This is a genomic window from Aliirhizobium wenxiniae (assembly GCF_014201355.1).
In the GTDB taxonomy this organism is placed as follows: Bacteria; Pseudomonadota; Alphaproteobacteria; order Rhizobiales; family Rhizobiaceae; genus Neorhizobium; species Neorhizobium wenxiniae.
In genome coordinates this window covers 556,090-576,751 of record NZ_JACHEG010000002.1, presented here as the reverse complement: position 1 = coordinate 576,751, position 20,662 = coordinate 556,090, and the positions used below count along the sequence as shown (strand labels likewise).

The following is a 20,662-nucleotide window of genomic DNA, read 5'->3' as shown; positions in this document are numbered from 1 at the left end:
TTCCTTTCCCTAACCGATCACGAGGATAGTGCCATGCTGCAGACTGCATCCAACACGCGTTCCGCTACTCATGGAAAATTCATCTGGTGCGAGCTGATGACCTCCGACACCAGGGCTGCGGGCGATTTTTATTCCGCCGTTGTCGGCTGGAAGGTGAATTCCATACAGATGCCGGATTTGCCGTACTATTATCTGTTCGAAATGGGCGAGGGGGAAAACTGCCCCGGCATCGGCGGCATGATGAATTTCCCGCCCGAACTGGAAGGCAAGCTGCCGCCGAACTGGACGGGTTACGTCGCGGTCGATGACGTGGATGAGACGGCGAAGGAATATGTTTCACTCGGGGGCCGCGTTCAGCGCGAGCCGGACGATATTCCAGGCATCGGCCGGTTTGCCGTGGTTGCCGATCCGCATGGCGCAGTGCTTTGCATCATGACGCCGATCCCTCCGGAAAATCCGCCACGTGAACTGGGACCGGAAGATCGTGGCAATGTCGGCTGGCGCGAGCTTTATGCCGGCGAAGTGCATGAAGCCTTCGATTTTTACGGCAAGGTGTTCGGTTGGACGAAGGACCACGATTTCGACATGGGGCCGATGGGGCCATACCGCATCTTCGCCCACGGAGGCAAAGCCATCGGCGGCATGATGACGAGGCCGGAAACCGTGCCCATGCCCTGCTGGAGTTATTACTTCAACGTCGAGGCTATCGATGCCGCGGTTGAGCGGGTCAAGGCCAATGGCGGCACGGTGGTCTTCGGTCCGCAATCCGTACCCGGTGACAGCTGGATCATCAACGCGACGGATCCGCAGGGAGCATTCTTCTCCCTGGTGGCGCCGAAACGTTGAGGGTCGGAAGCAATTCTGGCTGACGGGGAAATGGAGCTATCCGTTCAAACGACGTAGCGGGATGACATCTGCGCGTCTGCGTTTCATGTTTTCGTACAGGTAGGCGATGAATATGTCGGCGGGCATGGGTTTGCCATAGTGCCAGCCTTGCCCGTATTCGACACCGTGCTCGATCAGATATTCGGCCTGCTCCACCGTTTCCACGCCTTCCGCCACAACCGAGAGATTGAGCGCCTTCGCCATGTCGATGATGTGAGGCACGACGGAGCTCGTGGCGCTCTGCCGGTTGATCGTATTGATGAACGACTTGTCGATCTTCAGCGTGTCGAGGGGAAGGTTCTGGAGATATTGCAGGCTGGAATAGCCGGTGCCGAAATCGTCGATCGCCACCTTGTGGCCGCGAGTACGGGCTTCCTCGATCGTGCGGCTCGCCTCTTCGATATCCAGCAGTCCGCGTTCGGTCGCTTCAAGCCATATCTGCCTGTTTTCGATCCCCGTTCGGCCGATGCGTGCAGCGACCGCTTCGAGAATACGCCCGCTTTTGATGTCTTCGGCGCAGACATTGATCGTCACATGGACAGAACGGTACTGAACCAGCAGCTCGTTGAGATCTCTTGCCACTGCATCGATCACCTGGTCGGTGATCGGCTGGATCAGGCCGCTCTGCTCGGCAAGCGGAATGAACAGGTCTGGTCGCACCAGGCTTCCGTCCGGTCGCTTCCAGCGCACCAGGGCTTCGGCTCCGACGCAGTTGCCCGTGGCAAGCTCGACGATCGGCTGGTAGTGGACGATAAATTCGCGCTTGCGCACAGCGATCTGCAATTCGCTGAGCGGAGAGAGCCGCTTGCGCGACTGGCGCATGATCATCGCCACGATGAAGATCGAGGCAAAGCCGCCGAACAGAAGGAAAACCCAGAGCTGGCTGCGGAACTGGGCAATCAGCTCCTCCCGATGACCGACGGCGATCGCGGTCCAGCCTGCATCGGTCGCCACGCCATAGACGTAGTCATCGTTGACGCCGCTCTTGCCTTGTTTCGCCAGGGACAGAGCCATTTGCGTGTCGAGATCGTTGAGCATCGCCGCAACACGGCCATTCGGCGCAACGATGGTAACAAGAATGCGGTTGTCCGAGAGCAGGTCTATCGGGCGCACCGGATCGATCAGCGCATTATGTTTGCCCACCTGCACGACGGTGAGCGGGTCCGCACCGCTGACCAGAGGCGGTACCGCCACCCAGGTTTCGATGTCGTCGCCGCTCATGAAATCGGGAGGAAGCTTCGCGATCCGCTTCGTCGTTTGTCCCCAGGACGTACATCTGAGCAGACCGTCATCGATATAGCCGATCTCCTCGATCATCCGGCCATTGATCGAAAGGCGGCGCATTTCGCCGATATGAGCATCGGAACAGGGGGCGAGCTTCTGATTGTCGAGCTCGCGCAGCATGGCGGCGGTATTGAGAATGGAGAGATGCGTACGGGCGGCAGCCTGGCTGGCGACCAGTTCAAGCCGTCCCTTTTCGGTGTTTACCGATAGCGCCCACGCGGCATAAATGGCTGCCGACAACGGCAGAAGCACGCCCACAAAGGCGAGGAGGATGGCTTCTGCTATGACCCTTGATCGCTTCAAGTACATATCTCGTGTGCAGTAAGTCACATAAAGTATGCTGCACCCATAGCGATAAGGGGTTAAGGCAACCTATCGATAATTGGTTGAAATGCTGACTTTTTCGACATCGCACAGAAATCCGCTGCCGCCATCGTGACGGCAGCAGCCTTGGGTGGTGGGGCGCTAAGGGTGCCGCAATCAGCGCTTGAGGCTGCCCAGGATTCCGCGCACGATCGCCCGGCCGAGTTGCGTGGCAACCGTACGCGTCACGCTCTTCATCGCTGCTTCCACGATCGTCTCGCGCTGGTAACCCGAGCGGCCGACAGTCTTGCGCCCCCGCTGCTGGTCCTGATCGTCGTCACCGCCGCCGAAGCCCGGCAAAGTCCAGCCGGTCGTCTCGCCGGAACCGGCAGGCGGCGCTGGATCGAGTTCGTCTTTTGCGTTTCTGGCAGCTGCTGCATCGGCCGCCTGCTTGGCGCGCGAGGCGAGGATCTCGAAGGCGCTCTCGCGATCGATATCCTCGTCATAAAGCCCAAGAACGGGGCTGCGATCCATGATCCCCTGACGCTCCGCATCGGTGAGCGGCCCGATCCGGCCCGACGGCGGACGGATCAGTGTGCGTTCCACCATCGAAGGTGCGCCCTTTGCTTCCAGCGTCGAGACAAGCGCCTCGCCGGTGCCGAGCTGGGTGATGGCGGTCGCGCAGTCGAAATCGGGGTTGGGGCGGAACGTATCGGCCGCCGTCTTTACTGCCTTCTGCTCGCGCGGCGTATAGGCACGCAGCGCATGCTGCACGCGGTTGCCGAGCTGGGCCAGCACCGTTTCCGGCACGTCGAGCGGGTTCTGCGTAACGAAATAGACACCGACGCCCTTGGAGCGGATCAGGCGCACCACCTGTTCCACACGGTCGATCAGGATCTTCGGCGCCTCATCAAACAGAAGATGCGCCTCGTCGAAGAAGAAGACGAGCTTCGGCTTTTCCGGATCGCCCACTTCCGGCAGTTCTTCGAACAGTTCCGAAAGCAGCCACAGAAGGAAGGTCGCGTAAAGCCGCGGGTTCATCATCAGCTTGTCGGCAGCGAGAATCGAGATCTGGCCGTAACCGTTATTCGGGTTCACCCGCATGATGTCGGTGATCTTCAGCGCCGGTTCGCCGAAGAAATGTTCCGCACCCTGCTGTTCCAGCACCAGAAGCGCGCGCTGGATCGAACCGACGGAGGCTTTGGAAATCAGTCCGAATTCCTTGGAAAGCTCGGTCGCATTCTCTGCCATGTAGTTGAGAAGCGAGGTGAGATCCTTCAGGTCGAGAAGCGGCAGGCCTGCCTTGTCGGCCAGCTTGAAGGCGATGTTCAAGACACCTTCCTGCGGTTCGGATGCATTCATCAACCGGGCCAGAAGAAGCGGTCCCATTTCGGCGATCGTGGTGCGCACCCGATGGCCTTTTTCGCCATAGATGTCCCAGAAGATCACCGGAAACTGTTCGAAGTCATAGTCCTGAAAACCGATCTGCTCGGCGCGCTTCAGCAGGAAATCCTTGGTTTCTCCCTTGGCGGCGACACCGGAAAGGTCACCCTTGATGTCGGCGGCGAAAACCGGAACGCCCGCCTTGGAAAAACCTTCCGCCAGAACCTGCAGCGTCACCGTCTTGCCGGTGCCGGTTGCTCCAGTCACCAGGCCGTGGCGGTTGCCGAATTTCAGGTCCAGATATTCGGCCTTGTTCAGCGTGTCGTCCGGCTTGCGGCTGCCACCGATGAAGAGCTTACCCATCTCGTCAGTCATGCAACTCTGCGCTCCCTCGCGGCGTTTGTTCTCAAATGCTTATACGGCGGGCTTTGGCGGGCGGCAACGATTTCCCGAGGCCCCGAGCGATCAGATCACGCGAAAGCGAGGGCCATATGACGACGAGCGGCAACCTGCTGGAGAATGACGCCGAACATCTCGGGAAAGGCCGGATTTCTCAGCCGCATCAGGGTAGGGGAAGGGAGGCCGATACGCCCGCAGAAATTCCCGCCCGCGGGTTGAAGGATGTCTTCTGGCGTATCGTCTCCGGCGTGATGGAAGACAGGGTCACGCTGATTGCGGCCGGCGTCACCTATTATCTGCTTCTGGCTCTCTTTCCTGCCGCCAGCGTGCTCGTCTCTCTTTACGGGCTTCTGGCCGACCCTGCGGCGATCGCCGACCGTATCGCTTCGCTCGGCTCCGTGATGCCGGCGGATGCGCTCGACATCTTTCTCAATCAGGTTAGGGCGCTGTCGGCGGAAGGCGGCGCCACCCTGTCCGCAGGCCTCGTCGGTGGTCTGGCGCTGGCCCTGTGGAGCGCCAATAATGGCATCAAGGCGCTGTTCGATGCGATGAATGTTGCCTATCGCGAAAAGGAAAAGCGCAGCATCGTCCGCCTCAATCTCGTTTCGCTCGTCTTCACCTTCGGCGCCTTCCTGATCGCCATCGTTATCCTGTTTTCGATGGGTGTCGTGCCGGCCGTGCTAAACTATTTCTGGCTGGATCGCTGGGCCGAACTCATTATTCGCGTCGCCCGCTGGCCGATCATGATGGTGTTCGTCGGTTTCGGCATCATGGCTCTCTATCGGTTCGGCCCCAGCCGCGAGCCGGCCAAGGTCCGCTGGCTCACATGGGGCGCTGTCTTCTCCACGCTCCTCTGGTTCGCCGCCTCCCTCGGCGTCTCCTTCTATCTCTCCAATATCGCCAACTACAACGCGACCTACGGTACATTGGGCGCGCTGATCGGCTTCATGGTCTGGACATGGATATCGGCCATCATCGTGATCGTCGGGGCCGAGATCAACGCCGAACTCGAACACCAGACGACACGCGATTCGACCACCGGCACGCCGCGGCCCATGGGAGAACGCGGTGCCTATATGGCCGATACACTGGGAGAAACGCGGGATTGATCGATGACCGCAATTAAGCACTTGCGCCGCCATCCCCGGATCGCGAATAACAATGTTCCAATCTCCTGTCATGGCTAGTCTTGCCATGGCTGAATGTGTATTACTTTGACGTCAACGTCAGAATTTTGAGGAGACATCCTGATGAACGAACTGGTTTCCCGCGTCGCCGACAGCGTCGGCATCACGCCGGATGTGGCCGCAAAAGCAATCGGCATGATGCTCGGCTTCCTGCAGCGCGAGGCCGATGACGGCGCGGTAGCAAAGATGATCGAAGCAATCCCGGGCGCCCCGGAACTGGTAGCCCAGTTCAACGGCGAAGGCGCCGGCGGCGGCGGTCTGCTCGGCGGCCTGATGGCAAGCTTCGGCGGCGGCGTCATGGCGCTCGGTCAGCAGCTCATGTCCCAGGGCCTCGGCATGGGCGAGATCACGGCACTTGCCAAGGAAACCATGGCAGTTGCCCGCGAACATGCAGGTGACGAAGTGGTCGACACGGTTATCGCCTCGGTGCCGGGCCTGTCTCAGTTCGTTTGAGCCAGCCGGATCGACTCGATAGACGGATCGCATAACAAAAAGGCCGCCGGTTCCTGTTCCGGCGGCTTTTTTGTCGGGTGGCCAATCGGGGGAATGCCAAGCCGAATGGGGCAGGGGTGTGCCCGGCCGAAGATTGTGCTTCGGACCATCGCCGGTTGATCTGGGAAATGGCGACAGGGTGAATTTATATTAGATTTGCCTAATCTACAAGAGGTGATTGCAGGCGGCCGAGGTCTCATTCCTTGCCATCTTTTCGACCGCCATCATTCCCATTGACTTTCCGATGCGACAGGCCCATGTGACGCCTGAAGCGGCTGCCCGTCCGGGCGTCGCTCTTTCAAAGGACAAATCGAGATGAACCCCGACAGTCGAAGTTCGACGTCAACAGATAGACCTGCCGCTTCGGGGCTCTGATCCGTTCTCTCGGTGATGCGCTCCGGGGACCAGATGGTCCGAAAAGGAGCCGTCATGCTGCGCATCCACGCCTATGACCTTGATCGCCTTGTACCTGCAGCCTTTGACGAACAGTCCGAGGGCGAAAATGCCATTGCGCAGGCTGAGATCCAACCCACGGAACGTGCCCCTTCCGTCGTCTGGTACGACCTGGTCAGCCCGACGGCCGAAGAGGAACACGAGGTCGGAAAATGCCTCGGCATCGTCGTGCCCACCATGGACGAGATGGAGGATATCGAGCTTTCCGCCCGTCTTTATCAGGAGGACGGCGCCGAGTTCATGACCATGACCGTGCTGACCCGCCCGGATGCCGGCACGCCGATCAAGGTACCGGTCACCTTCATCATCAAGGGCTCGATCCTCGTCACCGTCCGTCATGCCGAACCGCGTCCGTTCGATGCCTTCATGGCGCGTGCCCGCAAGGCAAACGGCCTCGGCACGCATACGGCCACCGGCGAGCTGATCATGAGCGGTCTGGTCGAGGCGATCATCGACCGCATGGCCGATACGCTGGAAAGGCTCGGCGCCGATATCGACCAGATCTCGCGTGACGTTTTCGAGGCCAAAGCATCGAAGGCCAACAAGAAACAGCGCGACCTGCAGGAACTGATCCGCGCCATCGGCCAGAAGGGCGAGTTCATTACCGTCGTGCGAGAAAGCCTCGTCAGCGTCTCCCGTGTCGTCGCCTATTATGCGGCGCTTGATGGCGTTGACCGCAAGCTGTCAAAGGAAGTCCGCCAGCGGCTGAAGCTGCTGCAGCGCGATGCCACCTCGCTTGGCGATCACTCGGCCTTCATGTCGAACAAGATTAACTTCCTGCTCGATGCGACGCTCGGCCTGATCAATCTGGAGCAGAACCAGATCATCAAGATATTCTCCGTCGCCTCGGTCATGTTCCTGCCGCCGACGCTGGTTGCTTCCGTCTACGGCATGAACTTCGCCTATCAGCCGGAATTGCAATGGCATTACGGATATCACTCGGCGATCATCATGATGATCTTCTCGATGGCTGTGCCCTACCTCTATTTCAAGCGGAAAGGCTGGCTGTGAGGCAGGTCTGGAAATGAAGAAGGCGGGGCATCGCTGCCCCGCCTTCCTGTCGTCTGGATTGCGCTGAACCGTCAGGCTCAGAATTCTTCCCAGTTCTGCGCCACGGCAGCATTGCCGGAAAACGCGCCTGCGACCTTGCGGGCGAGGGACCGGGCCGGCGAAGCGGCCGGGGCATCGTTTCTTGCCGCCGGGCGAACGGCTGCCGGAGCATGGCCATCGGCCAGCTTGAATTGCGCCAGCAGCGAATTCAGAGACGCGACTTCGCGGGCCAGGCTATGGCTGGCGGCAGTGGATTCCTCGACCATCGCCGCGTTCTTCTGCGTATCCTGGTCCATCTGGTTGACGGCCGTGTTGATCTGCTGAAGACCCGAAGACTGTTCCTGCGAGGACTCGACGATCGCTGCAACGTTGCGGTTGATCTCCTGAACTTCAGAAACGATGTTCTTCAGCGCTTTGCCGGTCTCTCCGACCAGTTCCACGCCGTTGCGAACCTGCTCGTTCGAGGTCGTGATAAGCGCCTTGATTTCCTTGGCTGCATTGGCCGAGCGCTGCGCAAGTTCGCGAACTTCCTGTGCGACGACGGCAAAGCCCTTGCCGGCTTCACCGGCGCGTGCTGCTTCGACACCGGCGTTCAGTGCCAGCAGGTTGGTCTGGAAGGCGATATCGTCGATGACGCCGATGATGTTGCCGATCTCGCCGGACGACTTTTCGATCTCCTCCATCGCCTTCACGGCGGTCTGGACGACTTCTCCGGACTTTTCCGCACCTTGACGGGTACGGGCGACAAGCGCACCGGCTTCGGAAGCACGCTTGGCGGCATCCTTCACAGTGGTGGTGATCTGCTCCAGCGCTGCGGCCGTTTCTTCCAGGGCCGCGGCCTGCTGTTCGGTGCGCTTGGCCAGATCGTCGGCGGCCGACTTGATCTCGTTGGCGCCGGCATCGATGCCGCGGGCATTCTGGGCAACGCCGCGCATGGCTGCCTGCAGCTTGTCGGCTGAGGCGTTGAAGTTGTGGCGCACGCCGTCGAGCGTTTCGGTGAACGTCTTGCCGATCCGGTAGGCAAGGTCGCCGTCTGCCAGATGCGAAAGGCCATTTGCCAGGTTGTCGACCGCGAACTTTACGTCAGCAGCTTCCTTTGCCTTCTGCTCTTCGCGTGCGGCGCGTTCCTGTTCGGAAAGGCTGCGGTTGGCGCGAGCCTCTTCCTCAAGCTTGGCGCGCTCGATCGCATTGGTGCGGAACACCGCGACTGCTTCAGCCATATGGCCCACTTCGTCCTTGCGGCCGAGGCCCGGAACCTCCTGGCTCGTCTGACCGCCGGCAAGTGACGCCATGCGCTGACGCAGCATGTCGATCGGGCCGGAAATGCCGCGCGAGGCAACGAACAGCGAGGCGGCGATCGCAGCGGCAAACAGCAGGCCGAGCGTCGTGATCAGGGTGATGAGGGTTGAATTGATTTGCGCGGTGATCCCGGCACTATTGTCCAGAACCCTCTTCGTATTTGCGACATTCCAGTCCTTGAAGTCGTCACGGATCTTGGCGATATCCGGGTCGACCTGGGCAAGAACGGCTTGCGCATCCTGCATCTGGCCTTGTTCGGTCAAGGCAACCGCCTTGTCTGTCATCGCGGTGATTGCAGCCGCGCGGGTTTCGAACGCCGACAGGTCACTCGCCTGCCCGGGAATAAGCTGCTTGGCAGATGCGAGTAGCGTGCCGATGACTTTCTTGCCGCTTTCGTAGTTCTTCTGCGCCACGGCGCGGAAGGTGGAGCCCTGCGGATAGACCGTCAGCTGATAGGCGCTGTAGGCGACCGAATTCATCGAGGTCGAGGCGCGCGATACCTGGGTCGCAGCGACGCTGTCTTCTGCGATGAAGGCCGTATATTGCTTATCCGCCTGCTTGAAGCTGTAGGCGGCGGTACCGATGCCGGCCACGCCGATCAGACAGACCGGCACGATCAGGGACAGTATCTTTGTTCTAATTGTCGCGTTTGAAAGAAAACTCATAGCATGCACCGTGAGAATGGACCGCGTGGACGCAGGTCGCCTGGGACGATCGGACAGGGGAGGGAAGGCACGAGTGGAAGCTATCGAGGCCGGGGAGGCGCGGGCTGGGCTTTCATGCAGGCCTGTCATGGGCTTGGCCGCACGCTATGGCAAGGTTGCTTAATCGCAATTTAATCAAATGCGCAGGAAGCGAAAAAAATGTTGCAAAACTGAATATTTGTTAGGAAACAAAGTTGAGGTGACATCGCGATGCAAACGCCGATTGATATTTCGAGTTCGCTTGCCGATGTCTGCGACTTTTATCCGGCAGATCCAACTCAAGTGCGAATTTTCGTAGTTGACCTTCGCGGTTTGAACCTCAAATTCAGTTAGTTAATATTCTATGTCTTTGGGGGTAATCAGAATGCGCATTTTCACGTCGAGGGCGTTTGCCGTCGCCGCGGTTTCGCTTTTGCTGCAGGTACCGACGATGGCGCCGGTTCTTTCCGGCACGCCTGCTTTTGCCCAATCCTCTACAGCGCCTGAAGCGGAGGTTGACCTCTCCGACGCGGCGATCGTCAAGATGAATGCCTATGTCGAATTCTTGAACCGCTCCATTCGCGCCTCGGAATCGCTCGAGCGTTACGGCAGCTGGGTCGATATGAAGAAGGGGCCGACCGGCAAGGAAAGGGTCATTTACGGACTCTACTCCCTTTACGATGTGCGCGATGAGATCGCAGCTGTCGAGCAGGCAGCCAAGGCCGAGCCGAAAATGTCGGAGCTTGATGCGGCCATGCTCGCCTATGTCGAGATCTACCAGAAGCTCGCGCCGGTGATCGAGAAAGCCAACAAATATTACGAGCGGCTGGACTACAAGTCCGACAAGATGGAAGGCGCCAAGGCCTATCATAAGGATATCGCAGCGCTTGCTCCGACCTATGGGGAGCGCCGCGATGCTGCCGATCTGACGCTGCGGGCGGAAAAGGTGAAGCTCGACCTGGCGTCGCTGAAGGCGCTGGAACAGATGGAGGGCCGCAAATCCCGCTGGCATGTCCGCAACGTCATGATCCGTGCCGAAGCGATGATGGACCTGATGCCGGACAACGAAAAACCGGTCGTCGATATGGCCGTGTTTAAGGGTGAACTCGACGCCTATGCAAGCGCGGTGCGCGAATTCGACGACTATGCCATCGATCACCCGGATAGTTTCCACGTCTTCGAAAGCCGCCCGGCTTCGCTTCTGTCCAAACTGCGTAATCTCGATGAGCTACTCGCGAAGGTCAAGGGTGACGCCCGCAAGGCCGGCGGCAACGACATCGAGTGGATCGTCTCGGACTACAACACCATGGTCACCACCTCGCAGACGGCGACGACCTTTGCCAAGGATTGATTGCCCCGTTCAGCGTCAGTGCCGCTAGGTCTCCTCTTGCCTGCCGGCCATCTCCCCCCAAGTGGGAGATGGCAAGCGTCATGATCTTCGCCCAGCTATCCACCATCTTCCGAGTGGATTGCCTTGACGAAACTCGTTTGGGGCAGGGCGGCACGTCCAGCTGATCTCCCCCTTGTGGGGGAGATGCCCGGCAGGACAGAGGGGGTATCGGCAGCCTCCGGTGTGCTTTTATTCCAGCCCCGGCTCGAACTCCGGCAACAGCTTGCAAGCCTCGTCATAGGTCTTGTGTTTCTCCTCGCAGAGAGCCGCGACGGACTGCTTGGTCGGCTTCTCTCCCTTGTCGATCCAACTCAGCATGGCCGAAAAAAGGGCTGCATATTGCGGGGTCGACAGTTTCGAATGTTCCGCCTCATCGGAGAAGTTCTGTTGCAGCAGGTCGCCATTGCCGGCCTTTTCCACGGTCTGGCGGTAGATGGCCTCGTGGTTGACGAACACCGTCGGGTCGTCCTTGGCATGTAGCGTGATCGTCGGCAGCATGATCTGGCCGGTAAGATCGGCGTCGTAGACCATCGCCCGGCGTGCCTTCGGATCGGCCTTGAACCGTTCGACGCCCTTGTTCAGCGCCGCATCGTCATCCGAACCCTTGTACTGGACTTCGGAATTGTCGAACGGGTTCTTTCCGTCGAGCCTGCGCCATACGATGTCCTGAAACATCCCCGTCGCCCAGGCGAGATGCGCCACAAGGGTCTTTTCCGGCACATGGGTGACGGCGAGAATATTGGCGAGGTTCTTGGCCTGCTCCGGTGAACGCTTGTCCTTTGCAAGCGACAGGCCGGTGCATTCATCGACGCGCTTTTCCAGCTCGTCGCGCTTCATAGAGGCACCTTTGGGCAGGCCCTGCCAGACCGGATATTGCACCTCGTCGGCACGCGGATGGTTCTTGCAGTAATACTGGTAGACGGCGCGCAGATCAGCGCGGAAGTCATAGCCGCTGCTTCCGCCTGCAAGCAGCCCGCTGGTCAGCACCACGCCGTCGTAATTCTTGTGGCCACGCCAGTCGAGCGCATAAAGCTCGGCGGTCTTTGCCGCCACATTGCCACCCCATGACTGGCCATGCAGCAGCACGGTCTTCGGTTCCCCAAGCAGCCGCTCGGCGATGCGCCGCACATTGTCTGTGTCCGCCGCGGCCATCCGCACGCCATAACCCTGTCGGCGATAGTTGGACCCCGCCCAGGCATAACCCTCCTGAACCGTCACGGCGAAACGCTCCAGATCCTCCACCGGATCGTCGGGTTTCGGCTTGGCTGTCCGGGGCCCGCCATGGGCATGGACGACAAGCACGCCGTTCCAGTTCTTCGGTCTGGCAATCCAGTAATAGGCGCCCCGCATATCCTGGCCGGCAAAGCATTCGGTGCCGGCCGGCAGGCTTTTCGGGCAATCCTTCGGCGCCGGTTCGGCACCGCGCCGTTGTGCGGCAGCAGGCATCGTCGTCGTGGCGATCACCGCCGCCGATATCAACAAGGTTCTGAAAAGCATGGAAAACTCCTCTTTCTCCAGCCCGCTCGAAAAATATGGCGAGGGCCGGGGGAGGCAATGTTTGGCCAGAACAGTCAGGCGCAATCATGGCTGCTGCGCGCTGCATTTGGGTGGTTTCTTTCCCAAACGCGAGACGGGACGGGTGGTTTCTCACCCATCCGGGTTTCAGTCGGTCAGGCTCCGATCCCATGTCGGTCCTTCGGCGGAGAGAAAGATCTCGACCGGTTCGCCGCAGATCTCCACGTTGGGACCACCGGCCTCATTCCAGTAAAACAGATTGAGATGCCAGGCACCGGGCATCTTGCGGGATCGATCGATGATCCCTCCGGCTCCGGCCATGCGGGCGATATCGGCATTGCGCCAAGAGGCCGGTTCCCGGTTTTCCGCAATCGCTGCCTGCCAAGGTTCATTGGAAAGATCCCTTTCGATGCCGAATGCCCTGCAGGCCTCTTCGTCATGTTGGTCAAGCACGAAGGCTTCGCCGATCTGGAGCGGCACCATCATGCGCGGCAGACCATCCTGACGCATATAGCCGGAGATCGCCGCGACAGCCGATTCGAACGTCGCACTGGTGTAGAGAATCCGTTCGCCCGGACGATGGTAACGGCCGGCGCTCTTGGGATCGGGCGGATCGAGAATCTTGTCCAGCCGGGGCGTCGGGACAGAACGAAAGAAGCGGCCTTCCACCCGACGCAGGAGCGGATGCGTGCTGTCCGGATTTTCTTTTTTATTCAAGGTTTATCACCCACGATCACTCCGACAAAAAAGCTCCGGAGATGTTCTCTCCGAAGCTTCAGTCATTCAATAGAAAACCGGGATCGGAAACTACTTATCCCATTCCGGCGCGAGGTGCCCCGGATTGACGATGCGGCCGTCCGCGCGGGCAAGCTTGTGAACCGCAGCCATCTCGTCTTCCGAAAGCGCGAAGTCGAAAATGTCGAAATTCTCCGGCAGACGGCTTTCCGTGGCAGTCTTCGACAGCGCGATCACGCCCTTCTGCTGCACGGCCCAGCGCAGCACCACCTGTGCGGCGGTCTTGCCATGCTTGGCGCCGATATCCTTCAGCACCTCGTCCTTCGGCACGGCACCATCGGCCATCAGGTAATAGGCGGTCACCGACATGCCGGTCTTTGCGGCCTCGCTCAGCACCTTCGTCTGGTCGAGATAGGGGTGGTATTCGACCTGGTTGTTGACGATCGGCGCATCGGACAGTTTTACCGCTTCCGCCATCAGCGCGGTGGAGAAGTTGGAGACGCCGATATTCTTGACCTTGCCCGCTTTGCGAAGCTCGTTGAGCGCGCCGATCCGGTCGGCAAGCGGCATCTCGCTCTGCGGCCAATGCAGCAGAAGAAGATCGACATGATCGGTCTTCAGCTTGGTCAGGCTTTCATCCACCGAAGCGATGAACGCTTCGTGGCCGACACGATCGACCCAGACCTTGGTGGTGAGAAAGATGTCCTGCCGGGCAATGCCCGAAGACTTCAGAACATCGCCGACGGCGGCTTCGTTCTTGTAGATCTGAGCGGTATCGACATGGCGGAAGCCGAGCTTCAGGGCTTCCGGCAGGACGCGATGCACATCGGCATCGGGCATGCGGAAAGTGCCGAAACCGAGGGCGGGGATATTTGCGCCGTTTGCGCTGACGTCGAACATGAAAACTCCTTTGGAAAGCGAAGCCCGGCCGAGACTAGACGAAAAGTGGGCCGGGCCAGAAATGAAGCCCTCTTTACATGGGCTGTTTGACGGGCGGATCAACTGCGAGATTTTGTCGGATGCAGATCCGTGTCGCGGCAATCACCCGGCAAGCGGTGGATTGAGCTTCGCAAACCCGTCCTGCCGGTAATAGGGGAAATGCGGATAGGGCGCCGTCACCGCGCTTGCCGCGTCCAGCCTTGCGATCTGCTCTTTCGTCAGCGACCAGCCCACTGCGCCGAGATTTTGCCTCAGTTGTTCCTCGTTGCGGGCGCCGATGATGACGGAGGAGACTGTCGGCCGGGAAATCAGCCAGTTGAGCGCCACCTGCGGCACGGTCTTTTCCGTTTCCGCGGCAACCTCTTCCAGCGCATCGATGACCCGGTAGAAATGCTCGTCCTCCACCGGCGGGCCGAAACTTGCTGTCTCATGCAGACGGCTTCCTGCCGGGATAGGCTTTGAACGGCTGATCTTGCCGGTCAGCCTGCCCCAGCCAAGCGGGCTCCACACCAGTGCGCCAAGGCCCTGGTCTTCGCCGAGTGGCATCAGGTCCCATTCGTAATCTCGTCCGATCAGCGAATAATAGACCTGATTGGCTACATAACGCGTCCAACCGTTCTTTTCCGCCGCCGCCAGCGATTTCATGATCTGCCAGCCGGAGAAGTTTGAAACGCCGATGTAACGCAGCTTGCCGTCTTGAACGAGCCGGTCAAGCGTCGACACCACTTCCTCCACCGGGGTCGACGCATCAAAAGCATGCAACTGGAAAATGTCGATATGCTCGGTGCCCAGCCGTTTGAGTGCTTTCTCGACAGCTCCGATCAGCCGGGACCGCGACGAGCCCCAGTCGTTTGGTCCATCGCCGGACGGGAGGCTAGCCTTGGTGGAGATCAGCACGTCGTCACGACGACCTTTGATCGCCTGTCCCAGCACCTCTTCCGATGCGCCGCTCGAATAGACGTCAGCCGTATCGAACAGGGTGACGCCGGCCTCGAGGCAGATGTCGACGATGCATCGGGCCTCCTCGACATCCGTATTCCCCCATGCGCTGAACAGCGGGCCGGACCCGCCGAATGTTCCGGCGCCGAAGGAGAGGACCGGTACTTTCAGCCCGGATTTTCCAAGGTTGCGATAATCCATGACCGTCATCCTTCCTAACTGTTATTCTGCCGGTGAAAGCTGGGTGACATTGCCGCTGCGGCTCTTGTCCATGCGGATCGCGATAAGGGCGACTGCAAGGGCTGCGATCGGAACGAGGCCGGCAACCAGGGTAACGGATCCGAGACCGGGGCCATGGTCGATGACGGCGCCGCCGAGCCATGCGCCGATCGCATTGCCGAGGTTGAAGGCGGCAATGTTGAAGGACGAGGCGAGCCCCTGGCCGGCGCCTTCGGCTTTGGCAAGTACCCACATCTGCAGCGGTGCGACGGTGGCAAATGCAGCGGCACCGAACAGGGCAATCGCAATGACCATAAGCACCGGCTGGTGGATGACGACGGTCATGGCGAGAAGCACGACGGCAAGTGCGATCAGGCTGCCGACGATGGTCGGCATGAGGTGACGGTCTGCCAGCCAGCCGCCGGCAAGATTGCCGATCACCAGGCCACCACCGAAGACGAGCAGGATCGGCGAAACTGCGGCTTCAGAGAAACCGGTAATCTGCGTCAGGATCGGCGCGATATATGTGAAGCCGGCAAAAACACCCACCCAGGAGAGCACGGTGGTCAGAAGGCCGAGAAGAACGGCGCGGCGGCCGAGCACGGCAAGCACGCCCTGCGAGGCTTCTTCCTGTGTGTCGGATGCCTTGTCCTTCGGTACAAGAAGTGCGATCACCGCAAATGCTGCGACGCCGATCAGTGTCACGGCCCAGAAGGTCGAGCGCCAGCCATAGGCCTGACCGAGCCAGGTACCGAATGGTACGCCGAGAATGTTCGCGACCGTGAGGCCGGTGAACATGATGGCGATGGCGGACGCCTTCTTGTTCGGCGCGACGAGGCTGGTCGCAACCACCGAACCGACGCCGAAGAACGAGGCATGCGCAAAGGCGGTCAGCACGCGGGCGGCCATAAGCGTCCAGTAGTCTGGCGCGATGGCGCAGGCGAGATTGCCGATGGTGAACACCACCATCAGCGCCATTAGCAGGGTCTTTTTCGACCACTTGCCGGAAATGGCGCCGAGGATCGGCGCACCGATGACGACACCGAGCGCATAACCGGAAATAAGCAGGCCGGCAGCCGAGATCGAAACGCCGAGATCCTTGCTGACATCGATCAGCAGACCCATGATGACGAATTCCGTGACGCCGATGCCAAATGCACCGGCCGTCAACGCATAGAGAGCGAGAGGCATTGGGGTATCCTTGTCCTGATCCCTTGGTAGGAGGGGCCAAGGGAAGATCGTTCGATGCGCCGCAATATCGTTGCTGGATACTTGCCTGTGTAGCGGCATAGATGGATAATCATCTGTGAAATGAAGTCACAGATGAGATGTCGAACGAGCGGGTGTTGCGGCACGCCGGGCAAATAGGAAAGCGAAAGCAGGGAACAGCGAAATGGACAACCGTGCCGGAGAAATGGAAGTCTTTGTTCTCGCCGCCGAGCTGAAGAGCTTTTCGGCGGCAGGCCGACGGTTGAAGCTGTCACCCTCGGCAGTCAGCAAACTCGTCACCCGTCTGGAAGACCGGTTGGGTACGCGGCTCGTCGTGCGTTCCACCCGCCTGCTGCAGCTGACGCCGGAAGGCGAAACCTATCTGGCGCGCGCCTCTCGCATCCTCGCCGAGATCGCCGATACGGAAGAGATCGTCTCCGGCGGCGGGCGGGCATTGCCGCGCGGACCGCTGTCCGTCAATGCCTCGGTCGGCTTTGGTGAACTCTACATTCTACCGATGACCCGCGAATTTCTGCAGCTCTTTCCGGATGTCCAGCTGGATGTCACACTGACCGACGATACGGTCGATCTCATCCGCGAGCGGGTGGATATCGCCATCCGCCACGGACCGCTGCGCGACTCGTCGCTGATGGCGCGAAAGCTCGGTCAGACCCGCCAGGTGGTGATTGCCTCGCCGGCCTATATTGCCGAGCGCGGCCTGCCGCGATCACCGGCCGATCTTGAAGCGCATAACTGCATCAACTTCAATTTCCGCCGTTCGGTAGAAGGCTGGCCTTTCCGCGATCCGCTGACCGGCAAGATCGATCTGAGCCCCGTATCCGGAAGCCTTAGAGCTTCAAGCGGATCGATTATCCGTCAGTTCTGTGTTGATGGTCTTGGTATCGGCCGCGTCGGCCGCTTCCATGTCGAACCGGACATCCAGGCCGGCCGCCTCGTTCCCATCCTTGAGGATTTCAATCCCGAAGATATCGAAGACATCCACGCTGTTTACGCCGGGCATGAACATCTGGCGGTGCGCATCCGTGCTTTTATCGATTTTCTCGCGGAACGGTTCTGAACGCATCCTGCGCGATGGATTCAGAGCGCCTTTTTCACCTTGTGCCCGAACTTCCGCTTGAGGAAGCTGGAGGTTCGATAGCGTACACCGGCAGGGCGCTCCGGATCGGCAATATCGGATTCGGCAATCAGCTCCTCGTCCGCCGTCAGATCCCGCATCGGCACTGGCACAAGCCCGCGTCCACTTTCCCGGTTCAGCGCTTCGATTGCAGCGATGATCGACCCGCCACGCGCCGCAATCGCTGCCGAAACCTCCGATACATCGCGTCCCAGATGTTCGGCAATCAGGTCGTCCCGCGTGGCGATGATCTTGTCCGTGAGATCCGTCTGCCCTTCGGAAGCCTCCAGAATGAGGTCGCACTCGGTGTCATAGCCCATTGACCGGTTGTTCAGATTGGCCGAGCCGATCTTCACGATCCGGTCGTCGGCAAACATCATCTTGGCGTGGACATAGATCGGTGTGCGCGCCGCATTGACCGGATAATAAAGGCGGAACCGGTTGTGGATGTCCGCCTCCCTGACAAGCTTCATCAGCCGGATACGGGCGCCGTCCATTGCCTTCGCTTCCAGAAACCCTTCGCAGCCTTCCGGATTGATCAGCACGATCTCCGGGCCGTCCGGTTCTTTCAGGCGCTCGGCCATGGCTTCCGCGATCCGCCGGGAAGCGAAATACTGGCTTTCCACATAGAGCGTCTTTTTCACCGCGGCGATGATTGCAAGCTTGGCGGTCTCGATCTCGACGACCTGCTCGCGATCGTCATATTCCGGGGCGGTTCGCGCGATGCCGATTGCGATGTCATGGAAACCGACATCGAGGCCATCCGGCCAGGGCGTATCTTTCTGCGCCAGGGCATGCGGCGCAGGCAGTTCCTCGTCCGTTGCACGTTTCCATCGCAGCCGCGCGATTTCGCCCAGCGCCCGTGCCGCCTCGCCGGAAAGACACGTTGTTGCATCATGCCAGGGGCCTTGCGCGAAACCCATGGGAGACTTGCGCAGCGGTTCTTTTTCCGCATGGTCGCGCGTATCCCAGCGTCCGACCGTCATGTCGATCCCGCCGCAGAATGCCACCTCGTCGTCGATTACCAGCAGCTTCATATGATGTGATGAAATCGATGGATGCGCGCCATCCAGCTTCAGGTTGATGCGTTTGTCGAACATCCACTTGAGAATGTAGAACGGCGTCTCGCCGCGGGTGATAGAGTTGATCAGCCCGATATCCCATTTGAGGATGCGGATATCGAGATTTTCATTGCGCGCAGCGATCGCGTTGAGAAACTTGCCGAGCTGGTCGGGCAGTTCGTCGGTTGCCTTGCGGTTTCGTTGCCGGTCGTCGCCATTGCCGGGTATCAGGTCGATCCGCGTGTCGAAATCCCAGCCGATCAGGTAGATCGAGTGTTTCGCCTTTGCCATGGCGCTCTTGGCGTAACGAAAGAAGTCGGCGGCATCGATGATGATCGAAAGCCTGTCTGCCTGTGCGATCCGCCAGCAGGTCTCGCCTTCCTTCAATATGCTCTGCATCTGCCCCGTTGCCCGCCGTCAATTGATATCGACGGGCGCATATAGGGCGATGGCACAGGTCTTCTATGGGGGAGTTGGCAGTGTTTCGAGGATCGGGGTCTTATGCGCTCTTCTTGCCGTTCCGGCGGCTGGCAAAGGCGACTGCAAGTATGAGAAAAGGCCATGCAGTGGTCAGCAACAGCCCCGAAAACCGAGCAGCCGTCCACGGAAGGTTGCGCAACGCTCCCTCGATCAGGGTGATGACGAAGAAAATCTTCGCAATCAGCAAATAGAGGATAAGCACCGTCGTCGTCATGGATTTTGCCAGTCTTTCTTCATGTATCGTATGGCTGGCCCTCTCGTGGAGTGCCCCGAAAAGGTTTGTCGAGGGAGCCAGCCATTTCAGTCAAGGGCTGACAAGGCCCCCTGAGGAGTTCAATCACGATCAAAGCGCAACGTCTTCACCCATTTGAGTGATAGTCCGCCGGGTTGCACAATCCGATGAGCCTCGATGCGAAGATCCGAACCTCTACCGTCAGTTAAGACGCGCAGATGTGTCAGGCGGCAGGGTATCGGCAGCATTGGTAGGGGCCTCTCCATGTATTGCTTCCACTTCCTTGGCCACCAGTTCCTGCAGCCGCCAGAGATTGCGGTCGCGAATGCCGAATTCCGCCAGATGGACCACGGTATTATAGAGATATTCGGCGCAGGAACCGCGATGCCCGCAGGCGCGCGCCAGAATGGGAGCCACCTCTTCTAGTGGCTGTAGCGGCTTGACGATCCGCGGACTGTCTCCTCCCGCCCAGAATGTCAGGGCCGGGATCGTGCCGCCGTCCTCCGTCCTGACCGGCAGAAAACGAAACGTCGACAAGCTGTCCTTGTTGCTGAGTTCGCGCCTGAGCGCACTTTCGATCTGCTCGCGCTTGTCGTGGTCGGCCACCCTGTAGATCAACCCGTCGCAACGTCCGCCGCGCGATAGCATCATCATCAGTCCAGGTTGAGCGGGAGAGCCGCGTCCGCGCTCGATACGCAGCGAAAACGATCGGTGCCAGCCATAGGCGGTCGCACGCTTGCACGCGATGGACGCGAAACCCGGTTTCCAGATCAGCGAGCCATAGGCGAAGATCCACAACGGCTCGTCACCGATTTCCTCGACCAGACGCTCGGTCAGTGCGGTATAGTCGGCATCGGTCAACGGGGTCCAGGCCGCAGGCAACCCCGGATCTTCCTCCTTGCGAAAGCATAGGTCGACCATCTGCTGGGTCAGGGACATTGGAGACGATTTGGGCATGGCGTTTATAGTGTCTAGACTTGCGGGAGAGCAGCGAAGCTTGAAATTGCGCCGCCTTTGCAGGCCTGTCAACGCAGTGCCGCCCCATGTTTATTTGTATTGCCGCATAGACGCCCGATTGTTCTGGTGAAAGATCACGGATCATGTCAGTTCGATATAGATCCGTGAACGAAATGAAGAGGTGTCCCGTTGCGTTGGCTGTTTATCCTTGTTCTTGGCCTTTTGGTTGCCTGCGTGCTGAGCATTATCTGGATGAATGACGCCAATCGATTTCCTGCCGGCGGCCATCTGCAGGGCGCAGACCCGACACAGCAGAACCCTCTGACCGGGCAGCCGCCCACGCCGAGCCAGCCCAGCGCCAATCCCTGATCGGTGATTGATGAAGAAATATCAATTTTTGTGATGTTTCATCTCAGATTATCGCTTGACCTTA

At 59.7% G+C, this 20,662-nt stretch carries 18 protein-coding genes; 7 read left to right on the top strand and 11 right to left on the bottom strand.

Annotated elements, in window-relative coordinates:
- Window positions 1–33 precede the first annotated feature (33 nt).
- Window positions 34–846, top strand: coding sequence for a VOC family protein (locus tag HNQ72_RS10830; RefSeq protein WP_183992275.1), 813 nt, complete (start codon window positions 34–36; stop codon window positions 844–846).
- 36 nt (window positions 847–882) lie between these two features.
- Here the strand turns inward: HNQ72_RS10830 and HNQ72_RS10825 are convergent, their stop codons facing one another.
- On the bottom strand, window positions 883–2,478 hold the full coding sequence (locus HNQ72_RS10825; RefSeq protein WP_244654400.1) for an EAL domain-containing protein: 1,596 nt from the start codon (window positions 2,476–2,478) through the stop codon (window positions 883–885).
- 171 nt (window positions 2,479–2,649) lie between these two features.
- Complete coding sequence (locus tag HNQ72_RS10820) at window positions 2,650–4,230, bottom strand: helicase HerA-like C-terminal domain-containing protein (protein WP_183992273.1); 1,581 nt, start codon at window positions 4,228–4,230, stop codon at window positions 2,650–2,652.
- A gap of 116 nt (window positions 4,231–4,346) precedes the next feature.
- Here HNQ72_RS10820 and HNQ72_RS10815 point away from each other — a divergent pair, with 116 nt between their 5' ends.
- The 3 genes from HNQ72_RS10815 to corA all read left to right on the top strand — a co-directional run bounded on the left by HNQ72_RS10815 (window position 4,347) and on the right by corA (window position 7,397).
- Window positions 4,347–5,363, top strand: coding sequence for a YihY/virulence factor BrkB family protein (locus tag HNQ72_RS10815; RefSeq protein WP_183992272.1), 1,017 nt, complete (start codon window positions 4,347–4,349; stop codon window positions 5,361–5,363).
- Window positions 5,364–5,504: 141 nt separating this feature from the next.
- Window positions 5,505–5,894 (top strand): hypothetical protein, encoded by a 390-nt coding sequence (locus HNQ72_RS10810; protein WP_148143979.1) that lies wholly within the window; start codon window positions 5,505–5,507, stop codon window positions 5,892–5,894.
- A gap of 468 nt (window positions 5,895–6,362) precedes the next feature.
- Window positions 6,363–7,397 carry a magnesium/cobalt transporter CorA gene (gene corA, locus HNQ72_RS10805; protein ID WP_183992271.1) on the top strand — a complete coding sequence of 345 codons (1,035 nt, stop codon included), beginning with the start codon at window positions 6,363–6,365 and terminating at the stop codon, window positions 7,395–7,397.
- Window positions 7,398–7,474: 77 nt separating this feature from the next.
- Here corA and HNQ72_RS10800 read toward each other — a convergent pair whose 3' ends face one another.
- Complete coding sequence (locus HNQ72_RS10800) at window positions 7,475–9,400, bottom strand: methyl-accepting chemotaxis protein (protein ID WP_183992270.1); 1,926 nt, start codon at window positions 9,398–9,400, stop codon at window positions 7,475–7,477.
- Between the two features lie 403 nt (window positions 9,401–9,803).
- On the opposite strand from HNQ72_RS10800, the gene HNQ72_RS10795 reads away from it, so the two are divergent.
- The gene (locus HNQ72_RS10795) at window positions 9,804–10,769 is read left to right on the top strand and encodes a YiiG family protein (RefSeq protein ID WP_183992269.1); all 966 of its coding nucleotides are present in this window, start codon (window positions 9,804–9,806) and stop codon (window positions 10,767–10,769) included.
- Between the two features lie 228 nt (window positions 10,770–10,997).
- Here the strand turns inward: HNQ72_RS10795 and HNQ72_RS10790 are convergent, their stop codons facing one another.
- The 5 genes from HNQ72_RS10790 to HNQ72_RS10770 form a co-directional block, all read right to left on the bottom strand.
- Window positions 10,998–12,305 (bottom strand): alpha/beta hydrolase family protein, encoded by a 1,308-nt coding sequence (locus HNQ72_RS10790; RefSeq protein WP_183992268.1) that lies wholly within the window; start codon window positions 12,303–12,305, stop codon window positions 10,998–11,000.
- 165 nt (window positions 12,306–12,470) lie between these two features.
- Complete coding sequence (locus tag HNQ72_RS10785) at window positions 12,471–13,040, bottom strand: RES family NAD+ phosphorylase (RefSeq protein ID WP_183992267.1); 570 nt, start codon at window positions 13,038–13,040, stop codon at window positions 12,471–12,473.
- 90 nt (window positions 13,041–13,130) lie between these two features.
- Entirely contained in the window at window positions 13,131–13,958 is an 828-nt protein-coding gene (locus tag HNQ72_RS10780) for an aldo/keto reductase (protein ID WP_183992266.1), read from the bottom strand.
- Between the two features lie 141 nt (window positions 13,959–14,099).
- Complete coding sequence (locus HNQ72_RS10775; protein ID WP_183992265.1) at window positions 14,100–15,137, bottom strand: aldo/keto reductase; 1,038 nt, start codon at window positions 15,135–15,137, stop codon at window positions 14,100–14,102.
- Window positions 15,138–15,158: 21 nt separating this feature from the next.
- Window positions 15,159–16,346: an MFS transporter gene (locus HNQ72_RS10770; protein ID WP_183992264.1), complete on the bottom strand. Its 1,188-nt coding sequence runs from the start codon at window positions 16,344–16,346 to the stop codon at window positions 15,159–15,161.
- 202 nt (window positions 16,347–16,548) lie between these two features.
- Here HNQ72_RS10770 and HNQ72_RS10765 point away from each other — a divergent pair, with 202 nt between their 5' ends.
- Entirely contained in the window at window positions 16,549–17,442 is an 894-nt protein-coding gene (locus HNQ72_RS10765; RefSeq protein ID WP_183992263.1) for a LysR family transcriptional regulator, read from the top strand.
- Between the two features lie 20 nt (window positions 17,443–17,462).
- On the opposite strand, the gene HNQ72_RS10760 is transcribed toward HNQ72_RS10765, so the two are convergent.
- The 3 genes from HNQ72_RS10760 to HNQ72_RS10750 form a co-directional block, all read right to left on the bottom strand.
- The gene (locus tag HNQ72_RS10760) at window positions 17,463–18,959 is read right to left on the bottom strand and encodes a phospholipase D-like domain-containing protein (protein ID WP_183992262.1); all 1,497 of its coding nucleotides are present in this window, start codon (window positions 18,957–18,959) and stop codon (window positions 17,463–17,465) included.
- A gap of 100 nt (window positions 18,960–19,059) precedes the next feature.
- Complete coding sequence (locus HNQ72_RS10755) at window positions 19,060–19,254, bottom strand: hypothetical protein (RefSeq protein WP_183992261.1); 195 nt, start codon at window positions 19,252–19,254, stop codon at window positions 19,060–19,062.
- A 219-nt stretch (window positions 19,255–19,473) separates the two neighbouring features.
- Window positions 19,474–20,229 (bottom strand): gamma-glutamylcyclotransferase, encoded by a 756-nt coding sequence (locus tag HNQ72_RS10750; protein WP_183992260.1) that lies wholly within the window; start codon window positions 20,227–20,229, stop codon window positions 19,474–19,476.
- Between the two features lie 189 nt (window positions 20,230–20,418).
- Here HNQ72_RS10750 and HNQ72_RS10745 point away from each other — a divergent pair, with 189 nt between their 5' ends.
- Window positions 20,419–20,598: a hypothetical protein gene (locus tag HNQ72_RS10745; protein ID WP_183992259.1), complete on the top strand. Its 180-nt coding sequence runs from the start codon at window positions 20,419–20,421 to the stop codon at window positions 20,596–20,598.
- Window positions 20,599–20,662: the final 64 nt, after the last annotated feature.

Coding starts and splice junctions, on each gene's coding strand:
- HNQ72_RS10775 (WP_183992265.1), bottom strand. CDS start 15,137: ATGGATTATCGCAACCTTGGAAAATCCGGGCTGAAAGTACCGGTCCTC.
- HNQ72_RS10750 (WP_183992260.1), bottom strand. CDS start 20,229: ATGCCCAAATCGTCTCCAATGTCCCTGACCCAGCAGATGGTCGACCTA.
- HNQ72_RS10780 (WP_183992266.1), bottom strand. CDS start 13,958: ATGTTCGACGTCAGCGCAAACGGCGCAAATATCCCCGCCCTCGGTTTC.
- HNQ72_RS10770 (WP_183992264.1), bottom strand. CDS start 16,346: ATGCCTCTCGCTCTCTATGCGTTGACGGCCGGTGCATTTGGCATCGGC.
- HNQ72_RS10820 (WP_183992273.1), bottom strand. CDS start 4,230: ATGACTGACGAGATGGGTAAGCTCTTCATCGGTGGCAGCCGCAAGCCG.
- HNQ72_RS10800 (WP_183992270.1), bottom strand. CDS start 9,400: ATGAGTTTTCTTTCAAACGCGACAATTAGAACAAAGATACTGTCCCTG.
- HNQ72_RS10755 (WP_183992261.1), bottom strand. CDS start 19,254: ATGACGACGACGGTGCTTATCCTCTATTTGCTGATTGCGAAGATTTTC.
- HNQ72_RS10790 (WP_183992268.1), bottom strand. CDS start 12,305: ATGCTTTTCAGAACCTTGTTGATATCGGCGGCGGTGATCGCCACGACG.
- HNQ72_RS10825 (WP_244654400.1), bottom strand. CDS start 2,478: ATGTACTTGAAGCGATCAAGGGTCATAGCAGAAGCCATCCTCCTCGCC.
- HNQ72_RS10810 (WP_148143979.1), top strand. CDS start 5,505: ATGAACGAACTGGTTTCCCGCGTCGCCGACAGCGTCGGCATCACGCCG.
- corA (WP_183992271.1), top strand. CDS start 6,363: ATGCTGCGCATCCACGCCTATGACCTTGATCGCCTTGTACCTGCAGCC.
- HNQ72_RS10795 (WP_183992269.1), top strand. CDS start 9,804: ATGCGCATTTTCACGTCGAGGGCGTTTGCCGTCGCCGCGGTTTCGCTT.
- HNQ72_RS10765 (WP_183992263.1), top strand. CDS start 16,549: ATGGACAACCGTGCCGGAGAAATGGAAGTCTTTGTTCTCGCCGCCGAG.
- HNQ72_RS10830 (WP_183992275.1), top strand. CDS start 34: ATGCTGCAGACTGCATCCAACACGCGTTCCGCTACTCATGGAAAATTC.
- HNQ72_RS10760 (WP_183992262.1), bottom strand. CDS start 18,959: ATGCAGAGCATATTGAAGGAAGGCGAGACCTGCTGGCGGATCGCACAG.
- HNQ72_RS10815 (WP_183992272.1), top strand. CDS start 4,347: ATGACGACGAGCGGCAACCTGCTGGAGAATGACGCCGAACATCTCGGG.